At 72.5% G+C, this 25307-nt stretch carries 22 protein-coding genes and 1 pseudogene; 15 read left to right on the plus strand and 8 right to left on the minus strand.

The window, feature by feature from the left end; all coding sequences use genetic code 11:
- Positions 1-67: 67 nt before the first annotated feature.
- Positions 68-1543: an SPFH domain-containing protein gene (locus GD880_RS14170; protein ID WP_226909674.1), complete on the minus strand. Its 1476-nt coding sequence runs from the start codon at positions 1541-1543 to the stop codon at positions 68-70.
- A 386-nt stretch (positions 1544-1929) separates the two neighbouring features.
- Here GD880_RS14170 and GD880_RS14175 point away from each other — a divergent pair, with 386 nt between their 5' ends.
- Positions 1930-2862: a DMT family transporter gene (locus GD880_RS14175; protein WP_226909675.1), complete on the plus strand. Its 933-nt coding sequence runs from the start codon at positions 1930-1932 to the stop codon at positions 2860-2862.
- 269 nt (positions 2863-3131) lie between these two features.
- Here GD880_RS14175 and GD880_RS14180 read toward each other — a convergent pair whose 3' ends face one another.
- Positions 3132-3725, minus strand: coding sequence for an NADPH-dependent FMN reductase (locus tag GD880_RS14180; protein WP_152232265.1), 594 nt, complete (start codon positions 3723-3725; stop codon positions 3132-3134).
- 431 nt (positions 3726-4156) lie between these two features.
- On the opposite strand from GD880_RS14180, the gene GD880_RS14185 reads away from it, so the two are divergent.
- The 7 genes from GD880_RS14185 to GD880_RS14215 all read left to right on the plus strand — a co-directional run bounded on the left by GD880_RS14185 (position 4157) and on the right by GD880_RS14215 (position 12477).
- Positions 4157-5143: a phosphotriesterase family protein gene (locus GD880_RS14185; protein WP_152232266.1), complete on the plus strand. Its 987-nt coding sequence runs from the start codon at positions 4157-4159 to the stop codon at positions 5141-5143.
- Positions 5144-5188: 45 nt separating this feature from the next.
- Positions 5189-6139 carry a phosphotriesterase family protein gene (locus GD880_RS14190; RefSeq protein ID WP_152232267.1) on the plus strand — a complete coding sequence of 317 codons (951 nt, stop codon included), beginning with the start codon at positions 5189-5191 and terminating at the stop codon, positions 6137-6139.
- A 102-nt stretch (positions 6140-6241) separates the two neighbouring features.
- A complete protein-coding gene (locus tag GD880_RS14195) occupies positions 6242-7360 on the plus strand; it encodes an FAD-dependent oxidoreductase (protein WP_152232268.1) in 1119 nt (372 codons plus the stop codon).
- A gap of 2 nt (positions 7361-7362) precedes the next feature.
- Positions 7363-8286: an alpha/beta hydrolase gene (locus GD880_RS14200; protein ID WP_152232269.1), complete on the plus strand. Its 924-nt coding sequence runs from the start codon at positions 7363-7365 to the stop codon at positions 8284-8286.
- 163 nt (positions 8287-8449) lie between these two features.
- Positions 8450-9715 carry an MFS transporter gene (locus tag GD880_RS14205; RefSeq protein WP_152232270.1) on the plus strand — a complete coding sequence of 422 codons (1266 nt, stop codon included), beginning with the start codon at positions 8450-8452 and terminating at the stop codon, positions 9713-9715.
- A gap of 22 nt (positions 9716-9737) precedes the next feature.
- Entirely contained in the window at positions 9738-10679 is a 942-nt protein-coding gene (locus GD880_RS14210; protein ID WP_152232271.1) for an MBL fold metallo-hydrolase, read from the plus strand.
- A 55-nt stretch (positions 10680-10734) separates the two neighbouring features.
- Complete coding sequence (locus GD880_RS14215) at positions 10735-12477, plus strand: CocE/NonD family hydrolase (RefSeq protein ID WP_226909677.1); 1743 nt, start codon at positions 10735-10737, stop codon at positions 12475-12477.
- Positions 12478-12534: 57 nt separating this feature from the next.
- Here the strand turns inward: GD880_RS14215 and GD880_RS14220 are convergent, their stop codons facing one another.
- Positions 12535-12945, minus strand: a complete 411-nt coding sequence (locus tag GD880_RS14220) for a VOC family protein (RefSeq protein WP_152232272.1) — start codon at positions 12943-12945, stop codon at positions 12535-12537.
- Positions 12946-13036: 91 nt separating this feature from the next.
- Positions 13037-13642: a TetR/AcrR family transcriptional regulator gene (locus GD880_RS14225; protein ID WP_152232273.1), complete on the minus strand. Its 606-nt coding sequence runs from the start codon at positions 13640-13642 to the stop codon at positions 13037-13039.
- 346 nt (positions 13643-13988) lie between these two features.
- On the opposite strand from GD880_RS14225, the gene GD880_RS14230 reads away from it, so the two are divergent.
- From GD880_RS14230 to GD880_RS14245, 4 genes are all read left to right on the plus strand, one after another.
- On the plus strand, positions 13989-15518 hold the full coding sequence (locus GD880_RS14230) for a sugar ABC transporter ATP-binding protein (RefSeq protein WP_152232274.1): 1530 nt from the start codon (positions 13989-13991) through the stop codon (positions 15516-15518).
- Positions 15515-16546 (plus strand): ABC transporter permease, encoded by a 1032-nt coding sequence (locus tag GD880_RS14235; protein WP_152232275.1) that lies wholly within the window; start codon positions 15515-15517, stop codon positions 16544-16546. The genes GD880_RS14230 and GD880_RS14235 overlap by 4 nt, the downstream gene beginning before the upstream one ends.
- A 54-nt stretch (positions 16547-16600) precedes the next feature.
- A complete protein-coding gene (locus tag GD880_RS14240; RefSeq protein ID WP_193314519.1) occupies positions 16601-17788 on the plus strand; it encodes a sugar ABC transporter substrate-binding protein in 1188 nt (395 codons plus the stop codon).
- Between the two features lie 245 nt (positions 17789-18033).
- Entirely contained in the window at positions 18034-18396 is a 363-nt protein-coding gene (locus GD880_RS14245) for a hypothetical protein (protein WP_152232277.1), read from the plus strand.
- 120 nt (positions 18397-18516) lie between these two features.
- On the opposite strand, the pseudogene GD880_RS14250 reads toward GD880_RS14245, so the two are convergent.
- The 4 genes and pseudogenes from GD880_RS14250 to GD880_RS14265 all read right to left on the minus strand — a co-directional run.
- Positions 18517-18825, minus strand: a pseudogene (locus GD880_RS14250) (VOC family protein); the annotation flags it as partial.
- A 22-nt stretch (positions 18826-18847) separates the two neighbouring features.
- Positions 18848-19153, minus strand: coding sequence for a YciI family protein (locus tag GD880_RS14255; RefSeq protein ID WP_193314520.1), 306 nt, complete (start codon positions 19151-19153; stop codon positions 18848-18850).
- A gap of 10 nt (positions 19154-19163) precedes the next feature.
- Positions 19164-20654, minus strand: a complete 1491-nt coding sequence (locus tag GD880_RS14260) for an MFS transporter (RefSeq protein WP_152232279.1) — start codon at positions 20652-20654, stop codon at positions 19164-19166.
- A gap of 127 nt (positions 20655-20781) precedes the next feature.
- Complete coding sequence (locus tag GD880_RS14265; protein ID WP_193314521.1) at positions 20782-21219, minus strand: ATP-binding protein; 438 nt, start codon at positions 21217-21219, stop codon at positions 20782-20784.
- Between the two features lie 155 nt (positions 21220-21374).
- Here GD880_RS14265 and GD880_RS14270 point away from each other — a divergent pair, with 155 nt between their 5' ends.
- The 3 genes from GD880_RS14270 to GD880_RS14280 are packed head-to-tail and all read left to right on the plus strand — an operon-like array spanning position 21375 to position 25305.
- Positions 21375-22112, plus strand: coding sequence for an NADPH-dependent F420 reductase (locus tag GD880_RS14270; RefSeq protein ID WP_226909678.1), 738 nt, complete (start codon positions 21375-21377; stop codon positions 22110-22112).
- A 34-nt stretch (positions 22113-22146) separates the two neighbouring features.
- Entirely contained in the window at positions 22147-23049 is a 903-nt protein-coding gene (locus tag GD880_RS14275) for an LLM class flavin-dependent oxidoreductase (protein WP_152232281.1), read from the plus strand.
- A gap of 9 nt (positions 23050-23058) precedes the next feature.
- Entirely contained in the window at positions 23059-25305 is a 2247-nt protein-coding gene (locus GD880_RS14280) for an LLM class flavin-dependent oxidoreductase (RefSeq protein ID WP_152232282.1), read from the plus strand.
- Positions 25306-25307: the final 2 nt, after the last annotated feature.

Here is a 25307-nt window from a genome sequence, read left to right on the forward strand (position 1 = left end):
GTCGTCCGCAACCATGGAGCCTGCACGCCAGTGTGGGGTAGGGCTGGCCCCACCCCTCGGAACTGCTCTAGGCCCCGACCGGGGCGACGCTGTCGACCGGCTCCCTGGTGACGCCGTCGAGCGCGTCCTTGCTGACGCCGTCCCGCGGCTCCCCGCCGCCCACGACGCCCGCGAGCAGGCCGGCGAGATCGAGGCCCGTCAGCGCGCCGATGACGCGCTGCCCCTCGCCGAGCACCTGGCCGGCGATCTTCGTGACGGCGCCGGCTCCGTCGGTGCCGACCACCGTGAGGTTGTCGATCTGGCCCACCGGCTCGGCGGCGGCCCGGGTGATCTCCGGGAGCAGGCCGACGAGCTGCTGGACGATGACGGCACTGCCCTGCTGGGCCAGCGCCTCCGCCTGCGCCCGGGTGGCCTCGGCGGTCGCGAGGCCTTCTGCCCGGGCGGCAGCGGCGCGCGCCTCACCGAGCGCGGTGATGGCCCGCGCCTCGTTCGCCTGGGCCGCGAGCTCGGCCTCGGCCATGGTGGTGCGCTTGAACGCCTCCGCCTCGGTCTCGGCCTTCCTGGCATCGCGCGCGCCCTCGGCCTCCTTCGCCGCGGCGTACGCGGCGGCGTCGGCGGGCTTGCGCACGTCGATGTCGAGCTGCTGCTCGGTGACCTTGGCCTTCTCCTCCAGCGCGGCGCGCTCCTCGGTGGCGACGATCCGCTCCTGCTCGGCACGGGCCCGCTGCCCGGCGGCCTCCGCCTCGGCGTTGGCCTTGTCGGTCTCGGCCTTGATGGTCGCCTGCTTGAGGGCGAGGTCGCGCTCGCGCTCGGCGATCCTCTCCTGGGCCTGGAGCTGGGCGGTCTCCGAGGCGAGGCGCGCCTCGGCCTCCTGCACCTCGGCGATCTGCCGCGCCCGGGCGGCCTGCGCCCGGCCGAGGTTGGCCAGGTAGTCCGACCCCGGGGTGGAGATGTCGGAGAGGTTGACCAGGTCGATGTGGAAGCCCTGCTGGTGCAGGTCCGGGCGGATCGAGTCGAACACCTGCTTCTGCAGGGCCTCGCGGTCCGAGATGATCTCCTCGACCGTCATCGAGCCCAGCACCGGGCGCAGCGCGCCTTCCAGGGCCTGCTGGAGGGGCTGCTCGAGGTTGGCCTGCTGGCTCGTGAACCGCTGCGCGGCCCGGCGCACGCCGTCCGCGTCGCCGCGCACCTTGAACAGCACGGACGCCTTCACGCCGACGGAGATGAAGTTCTTGTCCACCCCCTCGACTGTCAGCGAGAGCTGGCGCTGCTCGAGGGAGATCCGCGTGACGGACTCGAAGAAGGGCTTGACGAAGGCCCGGCCACCGATGACCACGCGAGGGCCCTTGCCGTCGGCGACGTCGGCCACGGGCAGGGCGTCCAGGCTGCCGGTGGGGCCACCCTTGGTGTCGTTGCGGCCGACGATGACCAGCGCCTCGTTGAGGTCCACGGTCCGGATGGACCTCCTGACCATCGCGAAGACGACGATGGCCGCCACCAGGACTGCCCCCACGACCGGGATGCTTCCGACGATGAGTTCCACGGCTCGATTCCTTTGATGAGGTGCACGATCGGCGCGGCCCCGCCCGCACTTGCGTCAACCGCACGCGCACGCTGTACGTGCAGTTTCTCAATTTCGGGCGAACTTTGGGCGCAAATTCCGGAGTCAGTCCACACATCGCGGTGACAGTCGGCGCCCGGCGTGCCTCGCCGGCCGGGCGGGCCGGTCCCGGCCGGCGGAGGGGAGGCGCGTGGACGCTCAGCGACGGAACGCCGAACGAACGGACGGCGAGCGCGAGCGACAATCGGGGGAACGCGCTGTCGATCCGGCCCGGCGAGGACGTCTCACCGCCCCGTCGCCACCGAGCCTTCGCGAGGACAGCCGCGAGCGTGGGGAGCGGCGCCCCGGGAACACCGAAGGAGAATGACGTGGATCGTCGGCGGGTGGTCGCCGGATCGTCGCTGGTGGCGGCGACGCTGTTCTGGGCCGGGAACTACGTGCTCGGGGCCGTCGCCGTCGGGCAGATGGACCCGCTGAGCCTGGTGGTCCTGCGCTGGGCGCTCGCCCTCGTCCCCCTCGTGATCATCGCCCAGCTCACCGAGAGGCCGGACTGGCGCCGGCTCGCACGGCACTGGCCGTGGCTGGTGGCGCTCAGCCTCACCGGCCTGGCCGGGTACAACCTGCTGCTCTACGCCGCGCTGGAGCACACGAGCCCGTTCAACGCCTCGCTCATCAACGCCTTCGCCCCCGCGCTGATCCTGCTCGCGGCCGCGGCGTTCCTGCGTCAGCGGCTGACCCTCTGGGGCGTCGGCGGGGTGGTCGTCGCGCTCGTCGGTGTCCTCGTCGTGCTCACCGACGGGGCCCTGGGCGACCTCGCGTCCCTGGAGCTGGGGGCCGGGGACCTGCTGATGATCGGCGCGATCGTGGTGTGGACCGCCTACACCATCATCGGGCGCCGGGCCCCGGCGCTTCCCCCGATCGCCTCCACCGCCGCCCAGGCGGCGGTGACCCTCGTGGCCACGCTGCCCTTCGCCCTCGCCGGCGGCCTCGACCTGCCCCGCGACGCCGGCGGCGCGTGGTCGCTCGTCTTCATCGCCCTCTTCCCCTCCGTGCTGTCCTACCTGCTGTGGAACCGGGCGCTGACGGTGATCGAGGCCGGCCGCGCCGGCGTCTACCTCAACCTCATCACCGTCTTCACCGCCCTCGCGACGGTCCTCATGGGTCAGCCGCTCCATCTCGCCCAGGTTCTCGGCGGCGTCCTGGTCCTCGCCGGGGTGGCGCTCACCAGCCGCCGACCGTCCGCGCCGCCGCTCGCGGACACGGTCGATGCCGGCGGTGGCACGCAGGCCCGCGGCGCCTGAGCCCTCCGGCCACGGTCCGGAATACGGGACGAGGGCCGGCCTCCCGCTCGGCGACCACTCGGTCGCCGAGGCGGCGTCACGTGTGGCGCGCCGCCTGGGACCGGTGGGGCGAGCTCGCCCTCGAGGGTGACCTGCGGGACTCGGTGGGCGCCTACCGCCCACGCCGGGCGGACCTGCGGCGCATCGTCGGCTGAGGCGAGCCGCCGGAGAACCGGCCACGCCCGCGCGGCCGGTGGGCCACGCGGGCGTAGCGAGAGCTGGAGGGTGCCTTAGTGCGACAGCTCCAGCTCGGCCTCCCGGGCCGGGCGCAGCTTGCCGGTGAGGCGGGCGAGCTCGTCGAGCATGTCGGTGGCGGCCGCCGTGGTCTCGGCGGTCGGCCGGAGGGCGCCGTCCTGCACCAGCTTGGCGACGAACGGGATGTTGACCGCCTCGACGGCGGGGAGCATGCGCAGCGCCGCGAGCACGGGCTTGAGCTGCTGGACGGCGCGCGTGCCGGCGGCGATCCCGCCGTAGCTGACCAGGCCGACGGGCTTGTCGGCCCACTCCGCGTGGAGGAAGTCCAGCGCGTTCTTCAGCGCGGCGTTGTAGCCGTGGTTGTACTCGGGGGTGACGAAGACGAACGCGTCGGCGGCGTCGACGATCGCCGACCAGTCCTTGGTGTGCTGGTGCTCGTACTGGCGCAGCCTCGGGTGGCGCGGCTCGTCCATGAACGGCAGCGCGAGCTCGGCCAGGTCCGCGAACCGCACGTCGAAGCCGCCGTGGGTCTCCGCCGCCTCCTGGATCCACCGGCCGACGTGGATGCCGACGCGGCCGGGCCGGGTGCTGGCGACCACGACGAGCAGGCTGGGGTTGTCCGAACTCATGCGACGTCCTTTCCTTCGCGAGGGCACCGCCCGGGGGCGGGCCGTGACGGATGTTACACAGTTCAACTGAAGGCATCCTCGCGGGCCCCGCTGCCGTGCAAGGTGGGCCCGACCGCCCGACCGCCCGACCGCCCGACCGCCCGGCCGCCGCGGCCGGCCCGCGGCACGGGGCGAGCCACAGACCGCCGCCGCACACCTTCTTGACTTGGGTGCTGACAGCGTGTCAACTTAGTGGACGTGACGTAAGGAGGGTCACATCGCACCGCAGTGCACTACGGCCGAAGGACCCACGTCAGGCTCCCCGGTGCACTGCCCGCCGTCGCCTGCTCCCCGCCCCACCCCCGGCGGGAACCGACCCCCTCGTGGCGGTGCGTGACCCTCCACCCTGCGTGACGCCACAGCGGGCGTCAGGCTGACGAAAGGCAGTGCCAATGACGGACACGACAACCGCCACGAGCAAGACCGTCCACACCGTTCTCGGGCCCGTCCCAGCGGAGGACCTGGGCGTCGTCGCCATCCATGAGGCCCTGCTCTCGGTGGTGCCGGGGGCCGAGCACGCGTTCGACATCACGATCGACCGTGCGGAGGTCTTCGAGGTTCTGGCCGCGAAGCTGACCGGCTTCCGCGAGGCCGGCGGGGGGACGATCGTGGACAGCACGGGCATGTTCCACGGCCGCGACGTGCGGCTGTACGAGGCGCTCTCGCGGGCGACCGGCGTGCACATCGTCGCCTCGACCGGCATGGGGCCGGAGGAGATGCTCGGCGGGTACTTCCTGACCCCGCAGACCAACCCGCCGACGCCGTGGCCGGCGGAGAAGTTCGCCGACCTGTTCGCCCGGGAGGTCACCGAGGGCATGGTGGTCCCGCGCGTGGAGCGACGCGGCGCCGCCGGGCTCGTGGCCACCACGGCCACCCGTGCGGGCATGACCCCGACCGACGAGAGCCTGTTCCGCGGCGCCGCCCGGGCCGCCCGGGCCACGGGCGTGGCGGTGTCGATCCGGTTCGGCGCCGACGCGGTGGCCGAGCTCGACGTGGTGCTGGACGAGGGACTGGCGGCGGATCGGGTCGTCGTGGGCGGGCTGGACCGCAGGGACGCCGTCGCCGCGGGGGCCCCGCTGGAGGTCGCCCGCCGCGGGGCGTTCGTGGCCCTGGACCACGTGGGCCTGGACGACGACGCGTACCTGAGCGACCGGGAGCGCGCCGCCGCGGTGGTCGAGCTCGTCGGGGCCGGCTACGGGCACCGGCTCCTGCTCTCGAGCAACGCGATCGGGGTGGCCAAGGGCCGGGCCGGCCACGACCTGCCCTTCAGCTACGTCGCCGCGACGTTCGTGCCGCTGGCGGTGTCCCTGGGCCTGGGTGAGGCGTACGCCCGGCGCATCCTCGTGGACAACCCGCGCGACCTGCTGGCCCGGCGCTGAGCGCCCGACCCGTACCGGCCTTTTCAGACTTCTGAGGTGAGGAAATTGTCGAGAGTCAACACGGTCCTGGGGCCGATCCCGGCGGAGGAGCTGGGGGTCGTGGCCATCCACGAGCACATCGGGTACGGGATGCCCGGTTCCGAGCTGGACACGCGGTGGTGGAAGACGCCCGAGGAGCGCTACGCGGAGACCGTCCCGAAGCTGCGGACGTTCCACGAGTACGGCGGCGGGACATTCGTGGACGCCACCGGCATCTGCAACGGCCGCGACGTCGACTACTACAAGTCCCTCTCGGCCAAGACCGGGGTCCACATCGTCGCCTGCACCGGCTTCGTCGGCGGGGACACCGCCCTGCCGCACTTCGCCCGGGCGTCCGTGGACTACCTCGCCGAGCAGTTCGTCCACGAGATCACCGTCGGCATCGGCACCACCGGCGCCCGCGCCGGGGTCATCAAGGTCGGCGTCAGCCGCGGCGGGCGCATGACGGACCTGGACAAGCGCATCTACCGCGCCGCCGCACGGGCCGCCCTGGCCACCGGCGTGCCGATCCTGACCCACCTGGCGATCGACGCCGAGAACGCCATCGCCATCTTCGCCGAAGAGGGGCTGGCGCTGGACCGGGTGCTGTTCGGGCACGCCGACGACGGCGTCAACGCCGAGAAGACGCGGGACACCTGGATCGCCGAGCAGGGCGGCCGGGTCGGGTTCGACACCTTCGGCTACGAGACCGAGCTCGAGGACCCGCCGTTCTGGGCCCGCCCCCGCCGGGAGCGCCTGGACCACTTCCTGCGCTTCATCGACCAGCACCTGGACAAGGCGCTCGCCTCGGCCGACGCCAACTGCTCCCCGCTGGGCTGGCCCGGCGTGAAGGGACACACCGTCAACTACATCTTCGAGGACCTCATCCCCGACCTGCGCGCCGCGGGCGTCGACGAGGCCACGATCACCAGGCTGTTCGTCGAGAACCCCGCCACCTTCCTCACCATCCAGAACTGAGCCTCGGCCGGGCTCCAGACCGCCGCTCGGTCAGCTGACCCGACCGATCACCCCACCTCCACCCACGGCGCACTGACGCGCTCGATCAGAAGGCGAAGAACAATGAAGACTTCGGAACTCGCGAACCTCAAGGTCGCCATCGTCGGCGCCGGCTACGGCGGCGCCGCCGCGGCCAAGGCCCTGAGCCTGCTCGGGGCCACGGTCGACGTGTACGAGCAGGCGAGCGAGATCCGGGAGGTCGGCGCCGGCATCGGCCTGCGTCCGTCCTCCATGGACATGTTCCGCCGGTGGGGCATCTTCGACGCGATCGCGAGGGTGACCTCCCCGAGCGACTACTTCGAGATCCTCACGGCCACCGGCGAGCCGATCATGAAGGACGCCTGGCCGGGCATGGACGACTACGAGGTCAAGACCCACACCCACCTCGTCCACCGCAACGACTTCATCGAGGCGCTCGTCGGCGCCCTGCCCGAGGGCATGGTGCACCTGGGCCACAAGCTGGAGACCATCACCGACCACGGCGACCGGGCCACGCTGACCTTCACCAACGGCACGACCGCCGAGGCCGACCTGGTCGTCGCCGCCGACGGCATCAAGTCCACGGTGCGCCGGGAGCTGTTCAGCGACCAGGTCCCCCAGTTCGCCGGCGAGCACGCCTACCGCGCCGTCGTCGACGCCGACGCCGCCCACGGCCTGGTGGTCGACGACAACCTCCGCATGTACATCGGCAAGGGCACCAAGGTCTACGTGCTGCCGCTGCGCCACCGCAACCAGATGTCCTTCGACATCACCGTCCTGAACCCGGACGGCACCTGGACGCCGAACGTCAGCAAGGAGGAGATGCTGGCGACGATCGAGGGCTTCGACGAGCGGATCATCAACACGGCGAAGGACCTCGACTGGGACAAGGTCAATGTCCGCGCCGTGTACGACATCGACCCGGTCGACACCTGGCACTCCGACGCCGTCGTGCTGCTCGGCGACTCCGCCCACTCGATGTGCCACCACCAGGGGCAGGGCGCCAACTCGGCGATCCTCGACGCCGGCGCGCTGGCCGAGGCCCTGCAGCAGGCCGAGTCCGTCAAGGACGCGCTGGCCCGGTACCAGGCGGCCCGCAAGCCGGTGACGGACGAGCTGCAGCGCATCTCCCGCCAGGGCTGGACGGAGGACGAGCTCAACGACGTCTTCCCCGGCCAGAAGCCCGCGACCCAGAAGGCCTGACCATGACCCTGCACCCCGAGATCGCCAAGATCGTCGCCAGCCTGCCGGCACCGCCCCCGGGCCCGATCGACCCGGCCGTGCTGCGCGCCGCCGAGGAGGCGCAGGTCTCTCCGCCGGCCGAGCGCCTGCCGCTGCACGCGGTCGAGGACCGCACGGCGACGACGCCGGCGGGCGAGGTGCCGGTGCGGGTCTACACCCCGACCGCGGCGGACGCCCACGGTCTGCTCGTCTACTTCCACGGCGGCGCCTTCTTCCTGGGCAGCCTGGAGACCCACGACCACGTCGCGCGGTCGCTGGCCCAGGAGACCGGCCTCACGGTGGTCTCGGTCGGCTACCGCCGGGCGCCGGAGGCCGCCTTCCCGGCCGGTCTCGAGGACTGCTACGGCGTGGTCCGCTGGGCCGCGGAGAACGGCGCCAGCCTGGGGTGGGACGGGACGACGCTCGCCCTCGCCGGCGACAGCTCGGGCGGCACCTTCGCCGCCGCCGTCGCGGCCATGGCCCACGACGACGGCTTCGACGGCATCACCCACCAGGTGCTCTTCTACCCGTCCCTGGACCTGGACTTCGACGTCGACCGGTACGCCTCGCTCCGGGAGAACGCCGAGGGGTACGGCCTGGAGACCGCCGGTCTGAAGCCCTTCAACGCCTTCTACCTCGACAGCGGCGCCGACCCGGCCGATCCGCTCGTCTCGCCGATCAAGCGCGCGGACCTCTCCGGTCTGCCGCCCGCCCTGATCCTCACGGCCGAGCACGACCCGCTGCGCGACGAGGGCGAGCGCTACGGCCAGCGGCTCCAGGAGGCCGGCGTCGACGCGACGGTGCACCGGTACGCGGGCGCGAACCACGGCTTCGTGCAGAACTTCTCCTGGATCCCCGAGTACCACGAGGCCTTCGCCGAGACGGGCCGGTTCCTGCGGCGCAGCTAGGCCCCGCCGTCACCCCCTCCTTCTCCGCACCGCATCCCCCTGTCACCGCGGCGGCGCGAATCCGTCGATTCGCGCCGCCGGTGATGCGCAACCCCCATCCCCCTGGCCGGCCGCGTGCCGGCGCCACCACGTGCCCGCACCGAGAGTGCCTAGAGAGGCCACCATGCCGAAGCGCACCACCTTCTGGACCTACGAGAACAAGATCGTCACGGTCTTCTTCCTCGCCGTCGGTTTCGTCTTCTTCGACCGGCTCATCGTCAACTTCCTCATGCCCTTCATCCAGCGCGACCTGCACCTGGACAACTCGCAGATCGGGCTGCTCGCCGCCGGCCTGTCGGTCACGTGGGCCATCGCGTCGGTCGTCGGTGGGCGCATCTCGGACCGCGTCACCAGCAAGCGCGTCTACCTCGTGGTGCTGATGGTCGCCTTCTCGGTCGCATCCTTCCTCCAGGGATTCGCCGCGACCTTCGCCCACCTCTTCATCCTCCGGCTGCTCATGGGCATGCTGGAGGGCCCGGTCATCCCGGTGACGCAGTCCGTGCTCGCCATGGAGTCCTCGGAACGGCGCCGGGGCTTCAACCTCGGCCTCACCATGAACACGGCCAACGGCCTGTTCGGGAGCATCCTCGCCCCCGTGGTGATCGTGGCGCTGGCCACCGCGTTCCACTGGCGGACCGCGTTCTTCCTCACGGTCATCCCCGGCCTCATCATGTGCTTCGTCATCTTCAAGGTGATGCGCGAGCCGAAGGCCGGTCCCGCGCCGGCGACTGCGACCGCCGTCGCGCCCGCTGACCGGGCGCCCCGCCCTACGGGCCGGCTCCGGGAGGTGCTGAAGAACCGCAACATCATCCTGTCGGTCGTGATCTTCAGCGGCTTCATGGTCTACCTCATGGCGCTGCAGGTCTTCGGCCCGGTCTTCCTCACCAACGTCCGCGGCTTCACACCGGGCACGATGAGCCTCGTGATGGCCGCCTTCGGGTTGGGCACGGCGGTGTGGGGCTTCGTCGTCCCGCTCATCTCCGACCGGATCGGGCGCCGGCCGGCGGCCGTCTTCTTCGGGCTGCTCTCGATCTTCGCTCCCCTGTCGCTGCTGTCCATCGACAACCCCGTGCTGCTGGCCCTCGCCGTGTTCGTCTTCGCGGCGGGCATGGGCGTGGGCGGGCTGGCCATGTCGGTCATCCCCGCGGAGTCGGTCCCGACGGCGCACGCCGGCCTCGCCGTCGGGCTCTCGGCCGGCGTCGGCGAGCTCATCGGCGGGTTCCTCAACCCCATGCTCACCGGGGCCGCGGCCGACCAGTACGGCCTGCCGGTGGCGTTGGTGGTCAGCAGCGCCGGGGCGCTCGTGGCCACGGTCTTCGCCGTGTTCCTCAAGGAGACCGCGCCCCGCGTGCTCGCGGCGCGGCGCGAGCCCGCGCTGGTGACGAACTAGCTCGCGGAAAGAAGGGAAAACCATGACGCATGACGTGGCGGTGCACCCCCTGGTGTCGCCGTGGGGCCGGTTCGGCCTGTACAGCTTCTTCATCGACGCGCCCGAGCCGGCGATCGTGGACACCGGGGTCGCCTCGTCGCCGGCCGAGGGCATGGTGCCCGCGCTGGAGAAGCTCGGCCGCGGCATCGAGGAGGTGCGCTGGATCCTGCTGACCCACGGGCACATCGACCACCTCGGCGGGGCGCATGCGTTGTGGGAGCTGACCGGGCGCCGGGCGCAGGTGGTCATCCACGAGGCCGACGCCCCGCTGCTGCGTGCGCGCCGGGCGCACGTGGACCTGTACCTGGAGGTGCGCGACCGGTACCTGCGCAACCCTGACGCGGTGGCGGAGCAGACGACGATGGCGCGGGCGGCGATCTCGGGCGAGATGGAGCCGACCGTGCTGGTCCGCGGCGGGGAGACCCTGTCGCTGGGGGGCGACGTCACCGTCTCGGTCCACCACATCCCGGGCCACACCGCCGGGTCGGTGGCTTACGTGATCGACGGGCAGGACGACGTCTTCGTCGGCGACGCCGCGCAGGTCCACGGCGCGGCCAACGGCTTCCCCGGCTACGAGGACCCGACCGCCTACCGGGCGAGCCTGGCGTACCTGCGCGACGAGGTCCGCCCCCGGCACCTGTACCTGGGCCACCCGTACCGCACGGCGGAGGGGGTGCCCTTCGGCGTCGAGCTGGACCGCGAGCAGGCGAGCCGGGCGCTGCAGGAGAGCCTGGACATCGAGGCCCGGATCGACGCGGCCGCCCGCCGCCACCTCGGCGACGGGGTGGGGGAGACCGGCTCGGTGTACGCCCCGTTCGCCGCGGTCGCGGAGGAGCTGGGCTACGCGGGTGACCCGCGGCTGGAGCCGTCGCCGTTCTTCACCACGATGGACGGCTACGCCCGCAAGTACGGCGTGAGGAACTGAAGACCGGGGCCTTTTCGTGGCGCACCGAGGTCAATTCTGAAGAGGAGCTGGAGCGATGACCGAGACGATGAGCGAGATCCGCACCTGGGAGGTCGGGGCGCAGAGGATCCGCATCCGCAAGGACCTGCGGGTGCCGATGCGCGACGGGGTCGAGCTGGCCGCCGACGCCTACCACGGGGTGGAGGACAGGCCGCGCCCGGCGCTGGTGGCGCTGTCCCCGTACGGCAAGGAGCTGCAGGCGCTGGCGTTGACGATGCCGCCGCAGCGGCGCCCGTCGCCGATGTGGGACGGGTGCATCGAGGCCGGCGACATCGCCCGGGTGGTCGCCGAGGACTACGTCCACGTCATCGGTGACCTGCGCGGGTCCGGCGCCTCGGGGGGCGAGCACATCGGCAACTACAACGCCGGCGGGGTGCCGCTGGGCCAGGACGCCTACGACTTCATCGAGTGGGTCGCCGCCCAGCCGTGGTGCGACGGCAACGTCGGGATGATCGGCATCTCCTACTTCGGCTCCATGCAGGTCTTCGCCGCGGCCGAGCGGCCCCCGCACCTGAAGGCCATCTTCGTCTCCGGCGGGCACTACGACTTCTACGAGACCACCTACCACGGCGGCATCATGTGGTTCATGCCCCGGGCCGCTCGCGAGGGCCGCGGCGGGGACTCCGGCTGGGCGTTCACGGACCGCATCACCTCCCGCATGCTCGAGACCTGCTCGGCGGAGGAGCTCAAGGAGCGCGTCGCCCGGCGCCTGGCAGACCCGGACGTCGCCGCCTGGCCCAACCTCGTGCACGTGCTGCACTACCCGAAGCACCACGAGGCCTGGTTCGACATCGTGATGAACGAGCTCGACGGGCCCTGGTACGAGGAGCGCAACCCGATCAATCTCGCGAAGACCATCGACATCCCGGTCTACCTGCAGATCGACCAGGGCCGCGGGTGGACCCTGGACGGCCATATCGAGCTGTTCAACGTGCTCAAGGGGCCCAAGCGCCTCGACATCGGCGCCTACCCCCCGATGCAGTCGAGGCCCTGGGTCGAGGAGCACGAGAAGATGTTCCGCTGGTACGAGTACTGGCTCAAGGGCATCGACAACGGCGTGATGGACGAGCCCGCCGTGAACGTGTTCGTGGAGGGCTCCCGGGAGGTGGTCACCGCCGCGCAGTGGCCGCCCAAGGAGGTGGAGTACAAGGCGCTGTACCTGCGCCCGCGCCGCAAGCTCTCCCCGGAGCCCGAGCTGATGGGCGCCGAGCACGCCGCCCCGGACGGCTTCTACCAGGCGCCGCTGACGGTGACCGACAAGGTCGAGATCCTCAGCTGGTCCACCGAGCCGTTCGACCAGCCCACCGAGCTCATCGGCACCGGCGCCGCGCACCTCTTCGCCGAGATCGACCAGGACGACACCAACTTCATCCTGCGCCTGTGGGACACCGCCCCGAACGGCAGCCGGCAGCTGATCACCACCGGCTACCTCAAGGCCTCCCACCGCGAGCTCGACGAGCGCACCACCGAGGGCAACCCGTACCACCCGCACACCCGCGCGGTACCGGTCGAGCCGGGCACGATCGAGGAGTACGTGCTGCGCCTGTACCCCTTCGCCGCGACTTTCCGGGCCGGGCACCGGATGACCATCGAGCTCTCCTGCGACGAGCCGCTGGTCGACGAGCACAACTCCCTGCTCCCGCCCGACGCCTTCCACCTGCCCGTGGGTCGGCCGGTCACCCACAAGATCTACCGCGACGCCGCCCACCCCTCCCGCCTGGTGCTGCCCTTCACCACGCGTCAGGCAACGGGGGAGTAGCCGAGCGTGCCGTGCCTGGACGCCCTCAGCGGCGCCCAGGCACGGCACGCCTGAGGGTTACGCCAGCTCCTGGATGCGCACGAGATTGCCCGCGGGGTCGCGGACGGCGCAGTCGCGGATGCCGTAGGGCTGGGTGGTCGGCTCCTGCACGATGTCGACGTCGTCGCCCTGGAGCTTCTCGAAGGTGGCGTCGAGGTCCCGCGTCGCCAGCAGGATCCAGCCGTAGGTGCCCTTGGCCATCATCTCGGTGATCGTGCGGCGCTCGTCGTCGGTGATGCCGGGGTCGGTGGCCGGCGGGGCCAGGAGGATGGAGGTGTCAGGCTGGTTCGCCGGGCCGACCGTGATCCAGCGCATCGTGCCGCTGCCGACGTCCTGGCGGACCTCGAAGCCGAGAACGTCGCGATAGAAGCTCACGGAGGCGTCCGGGTCGTCGTGGGGGAGAACGCTGGTGTGAATGGTGATGTCCATGGCGCGAAACGCTAGTGGCGCCGCCAGGGCCCGGGCTTCTCGATTCCTGATCGATCGCTGATCGCCCGGCCGGCGCAGGGCGGTCGGCGGGCTAGCTGCGGGACGTCTCGTCCACGAGCAGGTGGCACCAGGAGTCGGTGAGGACGCTCAGTGCGGTCTCGCGGTCCACCACGCTCCAGCCCCGCTGCATCCAGCGCAGCGAGAGGTACTCCAGCTCCCCGAACGCCAGGGAGCACCGCATGAAGCGGGTGGCCGGGTCGAACCGGCGGGCGTCGTCGAGCCCGTGCTGCATCTCGGCGATCGTCGCCGCGAACCACTGCTCCTTGGTCGCCGCGATGTCCGGCTCGACGGCGGCCGCCTGGTTGGCCGCGACGACGTACGGGCGCGTGGCCGGCCACTGGTCGGCCTTCGTCTCGATGAAGCCGCGGATGAGGCGCCGGTCGCCGGACTTGACGACCTGGCGCAGCGGCGGGTCGTCGGCGCTGGTAAAGATCTCGTCGAGGTCGGCGACCAGTTCCTGCATCAGCTGCGCCTTGGACGCGAAGTGCATGTAGAAGGTCGTGCGCGTCGTGCCCGCGGCCGCGGCGATGTCATCGATCGTCGTGGCGACGTACCCCTTCCCCTCGAAGAGCTCCAGCGCCTTCTCCAGCAGCAGGCGGCGTGTCATCTGCTTCTGGGCTTCTCGGAGGCGGATCACAGGCACACCCTATAGTCGGCATTCGCTTACGGGCAGTTCAAGCAAAGTACATGGAGACCGTTGGACTGACAGGGTGTCACCGTCGAACCCGGGACCAAGGGTCACGCTTGGGATACAAGGTGCCATGTTACTAGACACCTCGTCAACCGACTGGTACAACTGTCCTCACTTGTGAAGCAGAGCACACAACGACGCGTGTTTTTCCACCGGTTCCACCCCCTCGGCCCGCGACCTGTCTCCCCGGCCGGGCCCGTCCCCCTGGAGTTCTTGTGCCCCCCTCCTCTCCGGACCTCCTGAGTGCGCGCCGACTGCGTCGTCCGAGCTCGGTACCGCCAGGGGGCCGGCCGTGAGCACGCCCCGCCTGCAGGTACGCGACCTGTCGAAGACCTTCGCCGGCGTCACGGTGCTGGACCGGGCCACCATGAGCATCGCGCCGGGGGAGATCCACGCCCTCGTGGGGCAGAACGGCTCGGGGAAGTCGACCCTCATCAAGCTCATCAGCGGCGTCTACCGGGCCGACCCGGGCGGCGAGATCCTCGTCGACGGCGCCCGGGTGGGCCCGCCCGTCCACCCGGGCCGCCTGCACGAGGAGGGGCTGTCCTTCGTCCACCAGGACCTGGGTTTGGTCGCCGACCTCAGCGTCCGCGAGAACGTCCGCGTCGGCCGGCACTCGACCCGCCGGTTCACCCGCTGGATCGACAAGGCCCGCGACCGCGAGGCGGTCCGGCAGACCTTCGAGTTCCTCGGTCTCGACATCGCCCCCGAGGCCCGCGTCGCCGCCCTCCCGCCGAGCGAGCGGGTCGCCGTCGCCGTCGCGCGGGCGCTGCAGGACCGCGAGGCGGGCAGCGGCGTCATCGTCTTCGACGAGTCCTCCCGCGCGATCCCGCGCGAGGCGCTGCCGGCGTTCTACGCGATGATCCGCTTCCTCGCCGACCAGGGCACCTCCGTCCTGCTCGTCAGCCACAACCTCAAGGAGGTCCTGGCGGTCACCGACCGGGTCACCGCCCTGCGCAACGGCATGGTCGTCGACGCCGGGGTGCCCACCGCCGACCTCGACGAGGCCGCACTGACCCGGCTCGTGCTCGGCCGCGAGGGCACGCTGGACGACCTCGTCACGGCCCTTCCCGCCAAGGTGCGCCCCGGCGAGATCGAGCTCCGGGGCGTCGCCGGCGGCCGGGTGCGGGACCTCACCGCCCGACTCCGCCGCGGGGAGGTCGTCGGGGTGACCGGGGCCGTGGACTCCGGGCTCCTCGACGTCTCCGCCCTGCTCGGCGGGGCCCGCCCGGGGGAGGGGCGCATCGCCGTCGACGGCGCCTCGCTCGACCTCGCCCGGGCGCGGGTGGCGGACTTCCTGGGCGCCGGCGTCGCCCTCATCCCGCAGGACCGGGCCGTCCAGGGCCTGGCCCTGGGGCTGACCGTGGAGGAGAACGTCACCGCCCCGCACCTCACCACCCGCGGGTCGGCGTGGTGGACGGGCCGGCGGTGGCGCCACGCCGCGACGGACGGCGTGCTGGACACCTTCGGCGTGCAGCCGCGCAAGCGCGACGCCGTCGTCGCCACGCTCAGCGGCGGGAACCAGCAGAAGGTCCTGATGGGCAAGTGGCTGCTGGGCGGGCCAAAGCTGCTCGTCCTGGACGACCCCACCCAGGCGGTGGACGTCGGGGCCCGCGCCGCGATCCTCGAGGCGACCCGGAAGGCGGCCCAGGAGGGCACGACGATCCTGCTGTGCTCGGCCGAGGTCGAGGACCTCGCCGCCGTGTGCGACCGGGTCCTCGTCCTCGCCGACGGCGTCGTCGCGCGCGAGCTCACCGGGCCGATCACGCCCGAGGACATCCTCACCGCCATCTTCACCCCCGTCGCAGGAGGCGCGGCATGACCACGACATCGACTTCCTCCGGCCAGGCGCGGGCCGGCGTCACCCCGCCAGGCACGAAGGGCGCCGCACCGGGCCTGCTCCGGCGAACGGGCCGCGTCGTGCTCCAGCGCTACGGCCTCGTCCTCCTCTGGCTGCTCATGATCGCCCTGTTCGGCGTGCTCGTGCCCGGCCAGGTGAGCGGGCCGGACGCACTCAAGGCGGTGCTCGGCCAGCAGACCCCGCTGGTCTTCCTCGGGCTGGCGCTCGTGTGCACGATGGCCGTCGGGGAGTTCGACCTGTCCTTCGCCTCGATCTTCGGCCTGGCCGCGACGACCGTGCCCGCGCTGGTCGTGCTCCACGGCTGGTCCTTCCCCGCCGCGGCCGCGGCCGCCGTCGTCGTCGCCGCGGTGATCGGGGCGATCAACGCCGTCCTCGTGGTCCTGGTGGGCATCAACTCGGTCATCGTCACGCTCGGCATCGGCAGCGTGGCCGGCGGCGCGGCGTACTGGATCTCCAAGGAGACCTCGGTCAGCGGCATGGACTCGGCGCTGTCGGCCATCGCGCTGGACCGATTCCTCGGCCTGCCGCTGCTCTTCTGGTACGGCGCGATCCTCGTGGCGGCGTTCGCCTACATGATGGGTGCCACCCCGCTGGGCCGGCACATCCTCTTCGTCGGCTCCAACCGGGAGGTGGCGCGGCTCGCGGGCATCCCGGTCACGAAGGTCCGGATGGGGGCCTACCTGACGTCGGCCCTCATCTGCGGGGTGGGCGGCGTGGTCATCGCGGCCGGGCTGGGCGGCTTCGACCCGGCGACGGCGGAGACCAACCTCATGCCTACCTTCGCCAGCGTCTTCCTCGGCACCGTCGTCGTCGTGCCCGGCCGGTTCAACCCGATCGGGATGTTCATCGCCGTGTACTTCCTCCTGACCGGTGTCTTCGGCCTCCAGCTCCTCGGGCTGGCCGGCTGGGTCACCAACGTCTTCTACGGCATCGCCCTGGTGCTCGCCGTCACCGTGTCCTTCCTCCTCCAGCGGCGTGTGCGCGGCTGACCGCCACGCGCCGGTCCGTCCATCAGTTCCTCCAAGAGAACGGAAATGGTCCGCATGAAGAGATCAGTCAGAGTCCTGTGGGGGAGCGTGGTGGCCGCCTCGGCGCTGCTGCTCGCCAGTTGCAGCAGCGGGACGACCGGGGCGACCGGCGCCTCCGAGACGCCGAGCTCCTCGGCGAGCGCCAGTGCGGCGGCCGACCCGGCCGCCGCGACGGCGCAGGAACAGGTCGACCAGGCCTCCAAGGCCGTTGACGAGTTCACCGCGCCGGGGCCGGAGCTCGGCGACCTGTCCAGCCTCAAGGGGAAGACGGTCTACTACGTCCCCGCGAACTACAAGATCCCCCTGTTCCACATCGTCGGCGACGCCATGACCCAGGCGCTGTCCACCGCCGGGGTCGAGGTCAAGACGTGCGACGGGCAGGCCAGCCCCTCGTCCATGGCGAGCTGTCTGACCCAGGCCATCGACGCCAAGGCCGACGCCGTCGTGTCCGGATCCATCCCCGACGACCTCACCTCCGTCGCCTTCGAGCAGGTGCGCGACGCGGGCATCCCGCTGCTCTACCTGCTCACCGCCCCGGCCGGGCCGGGGGAGCCGGAGAAGGTCGGCTACCTCACGCCGGACAACGTCGCCCTGCAGGCCATCAACGCCGACTGGATCATCGCCGACTCCGGCGCCCAGGCCAACGTCCTGGTCGTCAAGGTGACGGACACCCCGGCCACCACGCTGTGGATGGACCAGGGCGCGCTGGCCGAGTACGAGAAGACCTGCCCCAGCTGCAAGGTCACCGTGCTCGAGACGAACACCGGGCAGCTGCAGAAGCTCCCGAGCCTCGTCAGCTCCGCGATGGTCCGCGACCCCGACATCAACTACGTCCAGGCGGAGTTCGACGTCACCGTCCAGCCGGTCGTCCAGGGCCTGCAGTCCGCGGGCAAGACCGACGGTGTGAAGGTCGTCAGCGGCGACGGCACTCTCGCCATTCTGCAGATGCTCGCCGAGGAGCGGTCCATGGCCGCCACCATCGGCGTCAACCTCGACGCCCTCGGCTGGTACGGCGCCGACCAGCTGTTCCGCATGATGTCCGGCCAGCCGAGCGTGCAGAACCTCGAGTTCCCCTTCCGCCGGCTCTTCACGGCGGAGAACGTCAAGGAGCTCGACCTCACCCCCGAGGGGGAGATGTCGGGGTCCTGGTACGGAAAGGCCGACTACAAGGAGGGCTTCAAGAAGCTCTGGGGCGTGGCCTGACGCCTGCCCGAACGACCGCGCCATCTCACGGCGAGGGCCCAGGCTCCGGCTGGGCTTGCTGTGGGGTGGCGCGGTCGCGTCGAGAGGATTCGTCGATGTTCGGGGAGCCCCGAGCCGGACGGGTCGCGGCTTCCCTCATCTTTCCCGGAGCTGGAAGGGGTCCATCGACGTGTGCGGATTCGCTGGCGAATCGATGGGCCCGTTCCGCCCCTCGCACGGGCGCTGCCGTCGGTAGTCTCGACGGCGTGGCCGACGAGAGGGAGCGCACCACACTGCGTGCCTGGCGCGTCGTCCTCGCCGTGCTTGCCGGCGCCGTTTTCGCTTACGTCGCCGGCGGCCTGGCTCTCATGGCCTTGGTGTCCTCGTGGGATCCGCCAGGCCCCGACGTCGATCTGACGCCAGGGCGGTTCGACCTCACCACCGACATGCCCACTCTGGGATGGGGTGCTCTGACCGTGCTGACCCTGGCCGCGGGTACTGCGACCGTTCTGTTCCTCGTCCGCCCGCAAAGGACCGGTCGAAAGTTCCTCGTTCTGGGCGCCGTTGGTGTCCTGGCGATCGCCGTCGCAGTCATCACCGGATCGGCAGTTTTCTCCACCACCGCCTGACGCATCGGCCGGCGATCGCCTTCCGTTGGTGTGGGCCATGTGACGCCGCGCACCGGCGGTCCAGCCGTGATGGCGGAGGACTGTCAGGGCGGTCGGTCGGGAGAGTTCGGTATCGATCGTCTAGCTGTCAGCGAAGATGCAGAACTCGTTGCCCTCGGGGTCCGCGAGGATGTCCCAGCCGATCTCGTCGTCGCGTCGGCGGATCACCCGGGCCCCCAGCGCGACCAGCTCGTCGACGTCCCCGACGACGTCGAGGTGCATGCGGTTCTTCACCGCATTCGGTTCGGGCACGGGATTGAGCCAGATCAGCGGCCCCGCACCGATGGGGTCGACGATCGGCACCGACCACGCGTGCGGCCTGCTCTTACCGGTGGTGCTGTCGAGGCGGACATACCCGATCGCGCGGCACCACCAGTAGGCGAGGACCTGGGCCGAGGCGGTCTGACGCCGGTCAGTCCCGCTGGGCCGGCCGGATGAACGCGGCCCTGAACGGCCGCAGCTCCCCGCGGGCGATGCCCGAGGCGATCGTCGGGTCCTCGGCCATGTACCGCCGCGCGGCGTCCTCGTCGGGCGCCTCGAAGACGCAGATGCCGGTGTTGACCGGGCCCAGTGTGGGGCCGGCGAGGATGAGGCTGCCGTCCTCGAGGCGGCGCCGCAGCAGCGCGGCGTGCCCGGCCCACACCCGGCGCTCCTCGTCCGTCATGGTGGCGGCGAAGTTTTCGCGCGGGGCGTGGATGAAGTAGATCCACTCGCTCATGGCCGCGACACTAGCCGCGGGCGTCGTCCGCCGAGGTGTCCTCGGCACGGGTCGCCGGCTGGGCATCCGCGGCTAGCGCTGTCGTCGGCGCGCGATACCGGGTGGCCGGCATGGCGAGGACCGCCACCGCCGTGAGCACGGCGGTGACCGCGACGGCGGTGAACACGGCGGTGGAGGCGGCGCCGATCGCCGTCGGGCCGTGGTTGCCGACCGCGGAGTAGATGTGGTTGGACACCGCGCCGTAGACGGCGACGCCGAGCGCGCTGCCGATCGACCGGGCGAACATGTTCGTCCCGGTGACCACGCCGCGCTCGCGCCACTCCACGCTCGACTGGGCGGCCACCAGGCTCGGCGTGGCCACGAGACCGAGCCCGAGCCCGATGACGAAGCAGGCGGTGGCCACCAGCGGCACGCTGGCGCCGTTCGCGACGACGCCGGCGAGCAGCGCCGTCCCGGCGATGACGACGACGACGCCGATGAGGACCGCCGCACGGAACCCGATGCGCAGGTACACCCGCCCCGACTGGGACGCTGCGAGCGGCCAGCCGAGGGTCAGTGTGGCCAGCGCCAGCCCGGCGACGATCGGCGTGGTGCCCAGCACGCCCTGGAGGAACGTGGGGACGTAGGAGGTCAGGCCGAGCAGGATGGCGCCCACGCCGAACGCGATGAGCGCCGTGGTGAGGACCAGGCGGCGCGAGAAGACCCACCCGGGCAGCACCGGCTCGGACGCACGGTGCTCGACGACGGCGAACGCGACCAGCAGGAGGCCGCCGAGGGCGAAGGTGCCGATGCCGGGGACCGAGGCCCAGGCCCAGCCCTGCCCGCCCTCGAGCACGCCGAGCATGAGCAGGCTCAGCCCGACGGTCAGCAGCGTGGAGCCGAGGTAGTCGATGCGATGGCGGACGCGGTCGAGCTTCTCGTGGAAGGACCGGCCCAGCATCCACATCGCCAGCAGGCACAGCGGGACGTTGATGAAGAAGATCCCACGCCACAGGCCCACGGAGGAGAAGGCCCCGCCCAGCGTCGGGCCGACGACGGCGGAGATCGCCCACACGCTGGCGAGGTAACCCTGGGCCTTGGCGCGCTCGACGACGGTGTAGATGTCGCCCGCGATCGTCATCGCCATCGGCTGCACGGCCCCGGCGCCCAGCCCCTGCACGAGCCGGGACACGATGAGCGCCGGCATGCTCCACGCGGCCCCGCACAGGATCGACCCGAGGAGGAACAACCCGATGCCGACGAACATGATCGGCTTGCGCCCGACCATGTCGGCCAGCTTCGCGTAGACCGGCACCGTGACGGCCTGCGCGAGCAGGTAGCTCGTGAACAGCCACGGGAAGGACGTGAACCCCCCGATGTCCGCCACGATCGAGGGGACCGCCGTCGCCACCACCGTGGAGTCGATGGCGATGAGGCCGGTGGTCAGCATGAGCGCGATGAGGATCGGTCCCCGCGCGGAGCGGAAGCCGACGCCGTCGCCGGTCGCCGTCGGTGCAGTCATGGGTCAGTCCGGTGCTGTAGGGGGCGCGGCCACCGGCACGACGGCGGCCAGAACCCGGACATTACGCCCGGGCGGGCCCGGCCCTCCACACGGGCGACGCGCAGATGCTCGCGGGGCGCCGCAGTGGTCAGTCGCGCGGGAACCGCGCCCACACGTGCTTGCCCGCTCCCTCGGTGAACCAGCCGACGTCCATGGCCATCCGCGTGGCGATCTGCAGGCCGAGGCCGCCCTCGCCCGGGGGCCGTTCCTCGGCCAGCTCGGGGGCGTCGTCGGGGGCGTGGTCGACGACGTCGAGGAGGAACTCCTCGTCCGTCGCCATGAGGTCGACGAGGGTGGGCGGAAGGCCGTGCACGAGGGCGTTGGTGGCCAGCTCGGAGGCGACCAGCACCATCTGGTCGGCGACGCCGGTGAGCCCGCCCGAGTACTGCGCCCCCGCCTGCCGCAGCCGGTCGGTGAGGCCCGCGCGCAGTCCCGCGAGCTGCTTGGGGCCGTCGAGGACCCAGCGTGCCAGGCGCTCGAACTCCTCCGGCGGGTAGGTGGACTCGGATCTCAGGCGTGAGGTCATCTGACTCCTTCGGTGGATCGCCATGTTCTCGGGCGGCCTGGGGAGCCGCAACCGCACCGGCGCCCACCCGGGGGGCGGGAATCAAGCCCGGTGGGGGTGTTGTTGTCCCACTGGTGCGGAAAACGTCTCCGTCCGTTGCGGGAGAGGAGGTCGGCGTGGGGGTCGGCATGGGAGAGCACGAGGGGTGGCAGGGCACGGTGGACCGTGGCCCGGCGGAGGGGCCGGCAGCGGAGGTCCGCACCGTCGGCATCCTCGGCGCCGGGCGCGTCGGCACCGCCCTCGCTCGCCAGGCCCTGCGCGCCGGCTTCCGGGTCCTCGTCGCCGCCTCCGGGGATCCGGCCGCGATCGGGCTCATCGTCGAGGTCATGACCCCCGGCGCCGTCGCGGTCCACGCCGCCGACGCGGCCCGGCGGGCCGACGTCGTCGTCCTCTCCGTCCCGCTGCGCAAGTACGGCACCCTCGACCCGGGCGCCCTGACCGGCAAGGTCGTCGTCGACGCCATGAACTACTGGCCGGAGACCGACGGTCATCTTCCGGACCTGGAGGCGGCGCCGTCGTCCTCGGAGATGGTCCAGGCCTTCCTTCCCGGCGCCCGGGTGGTCAAGACGCTCAACCACATCGGCTACCACGAGGTCGAGACCGACGGCGCCCCCGCCGGCACCCCGGGCCGCCGGGCGCTGGCCGTGGCCGGCGACGACGCCGCCGCCCGCGCCGCCGTGGGCGACCTCGTCGAGCGCCTGGGCTACGACGCCGTGGACGCCGGGCCGCTCGCCGCCGGCGCCGCGCTGGAGCCGGGAACGGAGATCTTCGCCGGGCGGCACGACCGTGCGGCCCTGGAGCGGCTGCTCGCCCGGGCCGCGGCGCGCGCCACCGCGGCGCCGGCCACCGCCTGACCCCGGCACCGCCTGACCACGACAGCGAGGAACCATGACGGACTACGGCCACGACCTGCTCTTCGGGTCGTTCATCACCCCGACCAACGCCGCGCCGCAGCGGGTGGTCGAGCTGGCCCAGCTCAGCGAGCGCGCGGGCCTGGACCTGGTCACCTTCCAGGACCACCCCTACCAGCCGGCGTTCCTCGACACCTGGACGCTGCTGAGCTACGTGGCCGCGCGCACCGAGCGCATCCGCCTCGCCGGCAACGTCCTCAACCTGCCGCTGCGCCCGCCGGCCGTGCTCGCCCGCGCCGCGGCGAGCCTCGACGTGCTCAGCGGTGGCCGGTTCGAGCTCGGCCTGGGGGCCGGCGGCTTCTGGGACGCCATCGCCGCCATGGGCGGGCGGCGGCTCACGCCCGGGCAGAGCGTCGACGCGCTGAGCGAGGCCATCGACATCGTCCGCGGCATCTGGGACACCAGCACCCGCGACCGGCTCGTGGTGGAGGGGGCGTACTACCGGGTCGACGGCGCCAAGCGCGGCCCGGCCCCCGCCCACCACATCGGCATCTGGCTCGGCGCGTACAAGCCGCGCATGCTCCGGCTGACCGGCGGCAAGGCCGACGGGTGGCTCCCCTCGCTGCCCTACCTCGCCGGCCTCCAGGACCTCGCCCGCGGCAACGCCGTCATCGACGAGGCCGCCGCGGCCGCCGGGCGCGAGCCGCGGGCGGTGCGCCGGCTTCTCAACGTCGGCGGCGCCACCCGGGACGGCGACCGGCTGCTGGCCGGCGCGCCGGGCCAGTGGGTCGAGCCGCTGGCCGGGCTGACCCTCGAGCACGGCGTCAGCGGGTTCATCCTCATGGGCGACGACCCCGGGGTGGTGACGGTGTTCGGCCAGGAGGTCGCGCCCGCGGTGCGCGAGCTCGTCGCCGCCGAGCGCGCCGCCGCGGCGCGCTGAGGGGTGTCCATGGACTACGGCCATCCGCTGCACCTCGGCGTCACCCTCGCCCCCACCGACGCGACGGCCGCCGTCGGCCTCGCCCGCCGGGCCGAGGAGCTCGGCCTGGACCTCGTCACGGTCCCGGACCACCCGGACCAGCCCCAGCTCGACGCCTGGACGCTCCTGGGCTGGGTGGCCGCGGCGACCGAGCGCATCCACCTCGCGCCGACCGCCCTCGACGTGCCCGCGCGGCCGGCCGCGGTGCTCGGCCGCGCGGCGGCGAGCCTGGACCTGCTCTCCGGCGGCCGGCTCGACCTCGGGCTGGGCGCTGGCTCTCCCGAGGCGCGGGCGGCCACCGGCACGCCCGAGCTGGAGCCGGGGGAGTCGGTCGACGCGCTGCGCGAGGCGATCGCCGTCATCCGCGGCATGTGGGCCGCCGGGGACCCGCCGCTGACCCTGCGCGGCGAGCACAACCGGCTGACCGGGGCCGAGCCCGGCCCGGCCCCCGCGCACCACATCCCCGTCTGGGTCGCGGGCGACGCCCACCGGCTGCTCCGCCTGGTCGGCCGCACCGCGGACGGCTGGCTGGTGCCGCCCGGCGCCGACGCGGCGCAGACCCTGCGCCGGGGCAACCGGGTCGTCGACGAGACCGCCGCCGCGGCCGGGCGCGACCCGCGCGAGATCCGCCGGCTACTCACGATCTCCGGCGACCCCGGCGGCGTGCTCGCCGAACCGGCCCGGCGGTGGGTCGAGGAGCTGGTACCGCTGGTCCTCGACGACGGCGCCGGCACGATCCTCCTCGCCACCGACGACCCCGCCGCCGTGGAGCGCTTCGCCGCCGAGGTCGCCCCGGCCCTGCGCGAGGCGGTCGCCGCCGGTCGCGCGGCCCGCGGCGTGCGCGTCGGCACGGTGCCCAGCGCCCTCGTGCGCGCCCGGCGCCGCCCGGGCCTCGACTACGACGACCTGCCCGAGGGGCTGCGCGAGGTCGCCGTCGAGCCCGGCGACGCCCGCTACCCCAACGTCCGCTCGGGCTACATGCGCGCCGGCGCCCCGGGCCTGGTGCTCCAGGCCCGCACCGCCGCGGAGGTCGCCGCGGCGCTCGCGTTCGCCCGCACCCAGCCCGTCCCGCTGTCGGTGCGCAGCGGCGGGCACGGCATCAGCGGCCGGTCCACCAACGACGGCGGCATCGTCATCGACCTGTCCCGCATGCACGCCATCGACGTCCTCGACGAGGACGCCCGGCTCGTGCGCGTGGAGTCCGGCGCCCGGTGGGGCGACGTCGCGGCGGCCCTGCGCCCGCACGGCTGGGCCATCAGCTCCGGCGACTACGGCGGCGTGGGGGTCGGCGGCCTGGCGACCGCCGGCGGCATCGGGTTCCTCGGCCGCGAGCACGGGCTGACCATCGACCACGTGCGCGCCGCCGAGGTCGTGCTCGCCGACGGCTCCCGGGTGCGGGCCAGCGCGACCGAGCGCCCTGACCTGTTCTGGGCGGTGCGCGGCGCCGGCTTCGCCGTCGGCGTCGTCACGGCCGTTGAGCTCCAGGCCGACGAGGTCGGCGACGTCGGCTTCGCCCAGCTGGTCTTCGACGCGACCGACACCGCCGCGTTCCTGCAGCGGTGGGGCGCCGTCGTCGAGGCCGCCCCCCGCGACGTCACGAGCTTCCTCATCGTGGGCGCCCCGCGCGGCGGTCGGCTGCTCGCCCAGACCATGACCGTGGTCGACTCCGACGACCCCGACACCATCCTCGCCCGGCTCCAGCCCTTCGCCGCCCTGGGCCCGCTGGTCGGCCAGCAGGTCCAGGTGGTGCCCTACGCCGCGGTGGTCAGCCCGCCGGAGGCGCTGCACGCGGGCCAGGGGGAGCCGGTGACCCGCTCGGGCCTGCTCGAGCACGTCACCGCGGATTTCGCCGCCGACGCCGCGCGGTTCCTGCACAGCGGGGAGACGTACTTCTTCCAGGTCCGCGCCATGGGCGGGGCGATCGGCGACGTCGACCCCGACGCCACGGCGTTCGCGCACCGGTCGGCCAACTTCTCCGTGGTCGCGTTCGGGGTGGACCGGGAGCGCCTCGACACGATCTGGGACGGCATGCAGCACCACTTCTCCGGGATCTACGTCAGCTTCGAGACCGACCGGCGCCCGGAGCGGGTGCTCGAGGCCTACCCGCCGCGCACGCTGGAGCGTCTTCGGGAGATCAAGCGGCGATACGACCCGGACAACGTCTTCCGGGACAACATCGCCATCGCGGCCGAGGCCGCCGCCGCGTCGGTACCCTGACC

Source organism: Georgenia ruanii (genome assembly GCF_009193175.1).
In the GTDB taxonomy this organism is placed as follows: domain Bacteria; phylum Actinomycetota; class Actinomycetes; order Actinomycetales; family Actinomycetaceae; genus Georgenia; species Georgenia ruanii.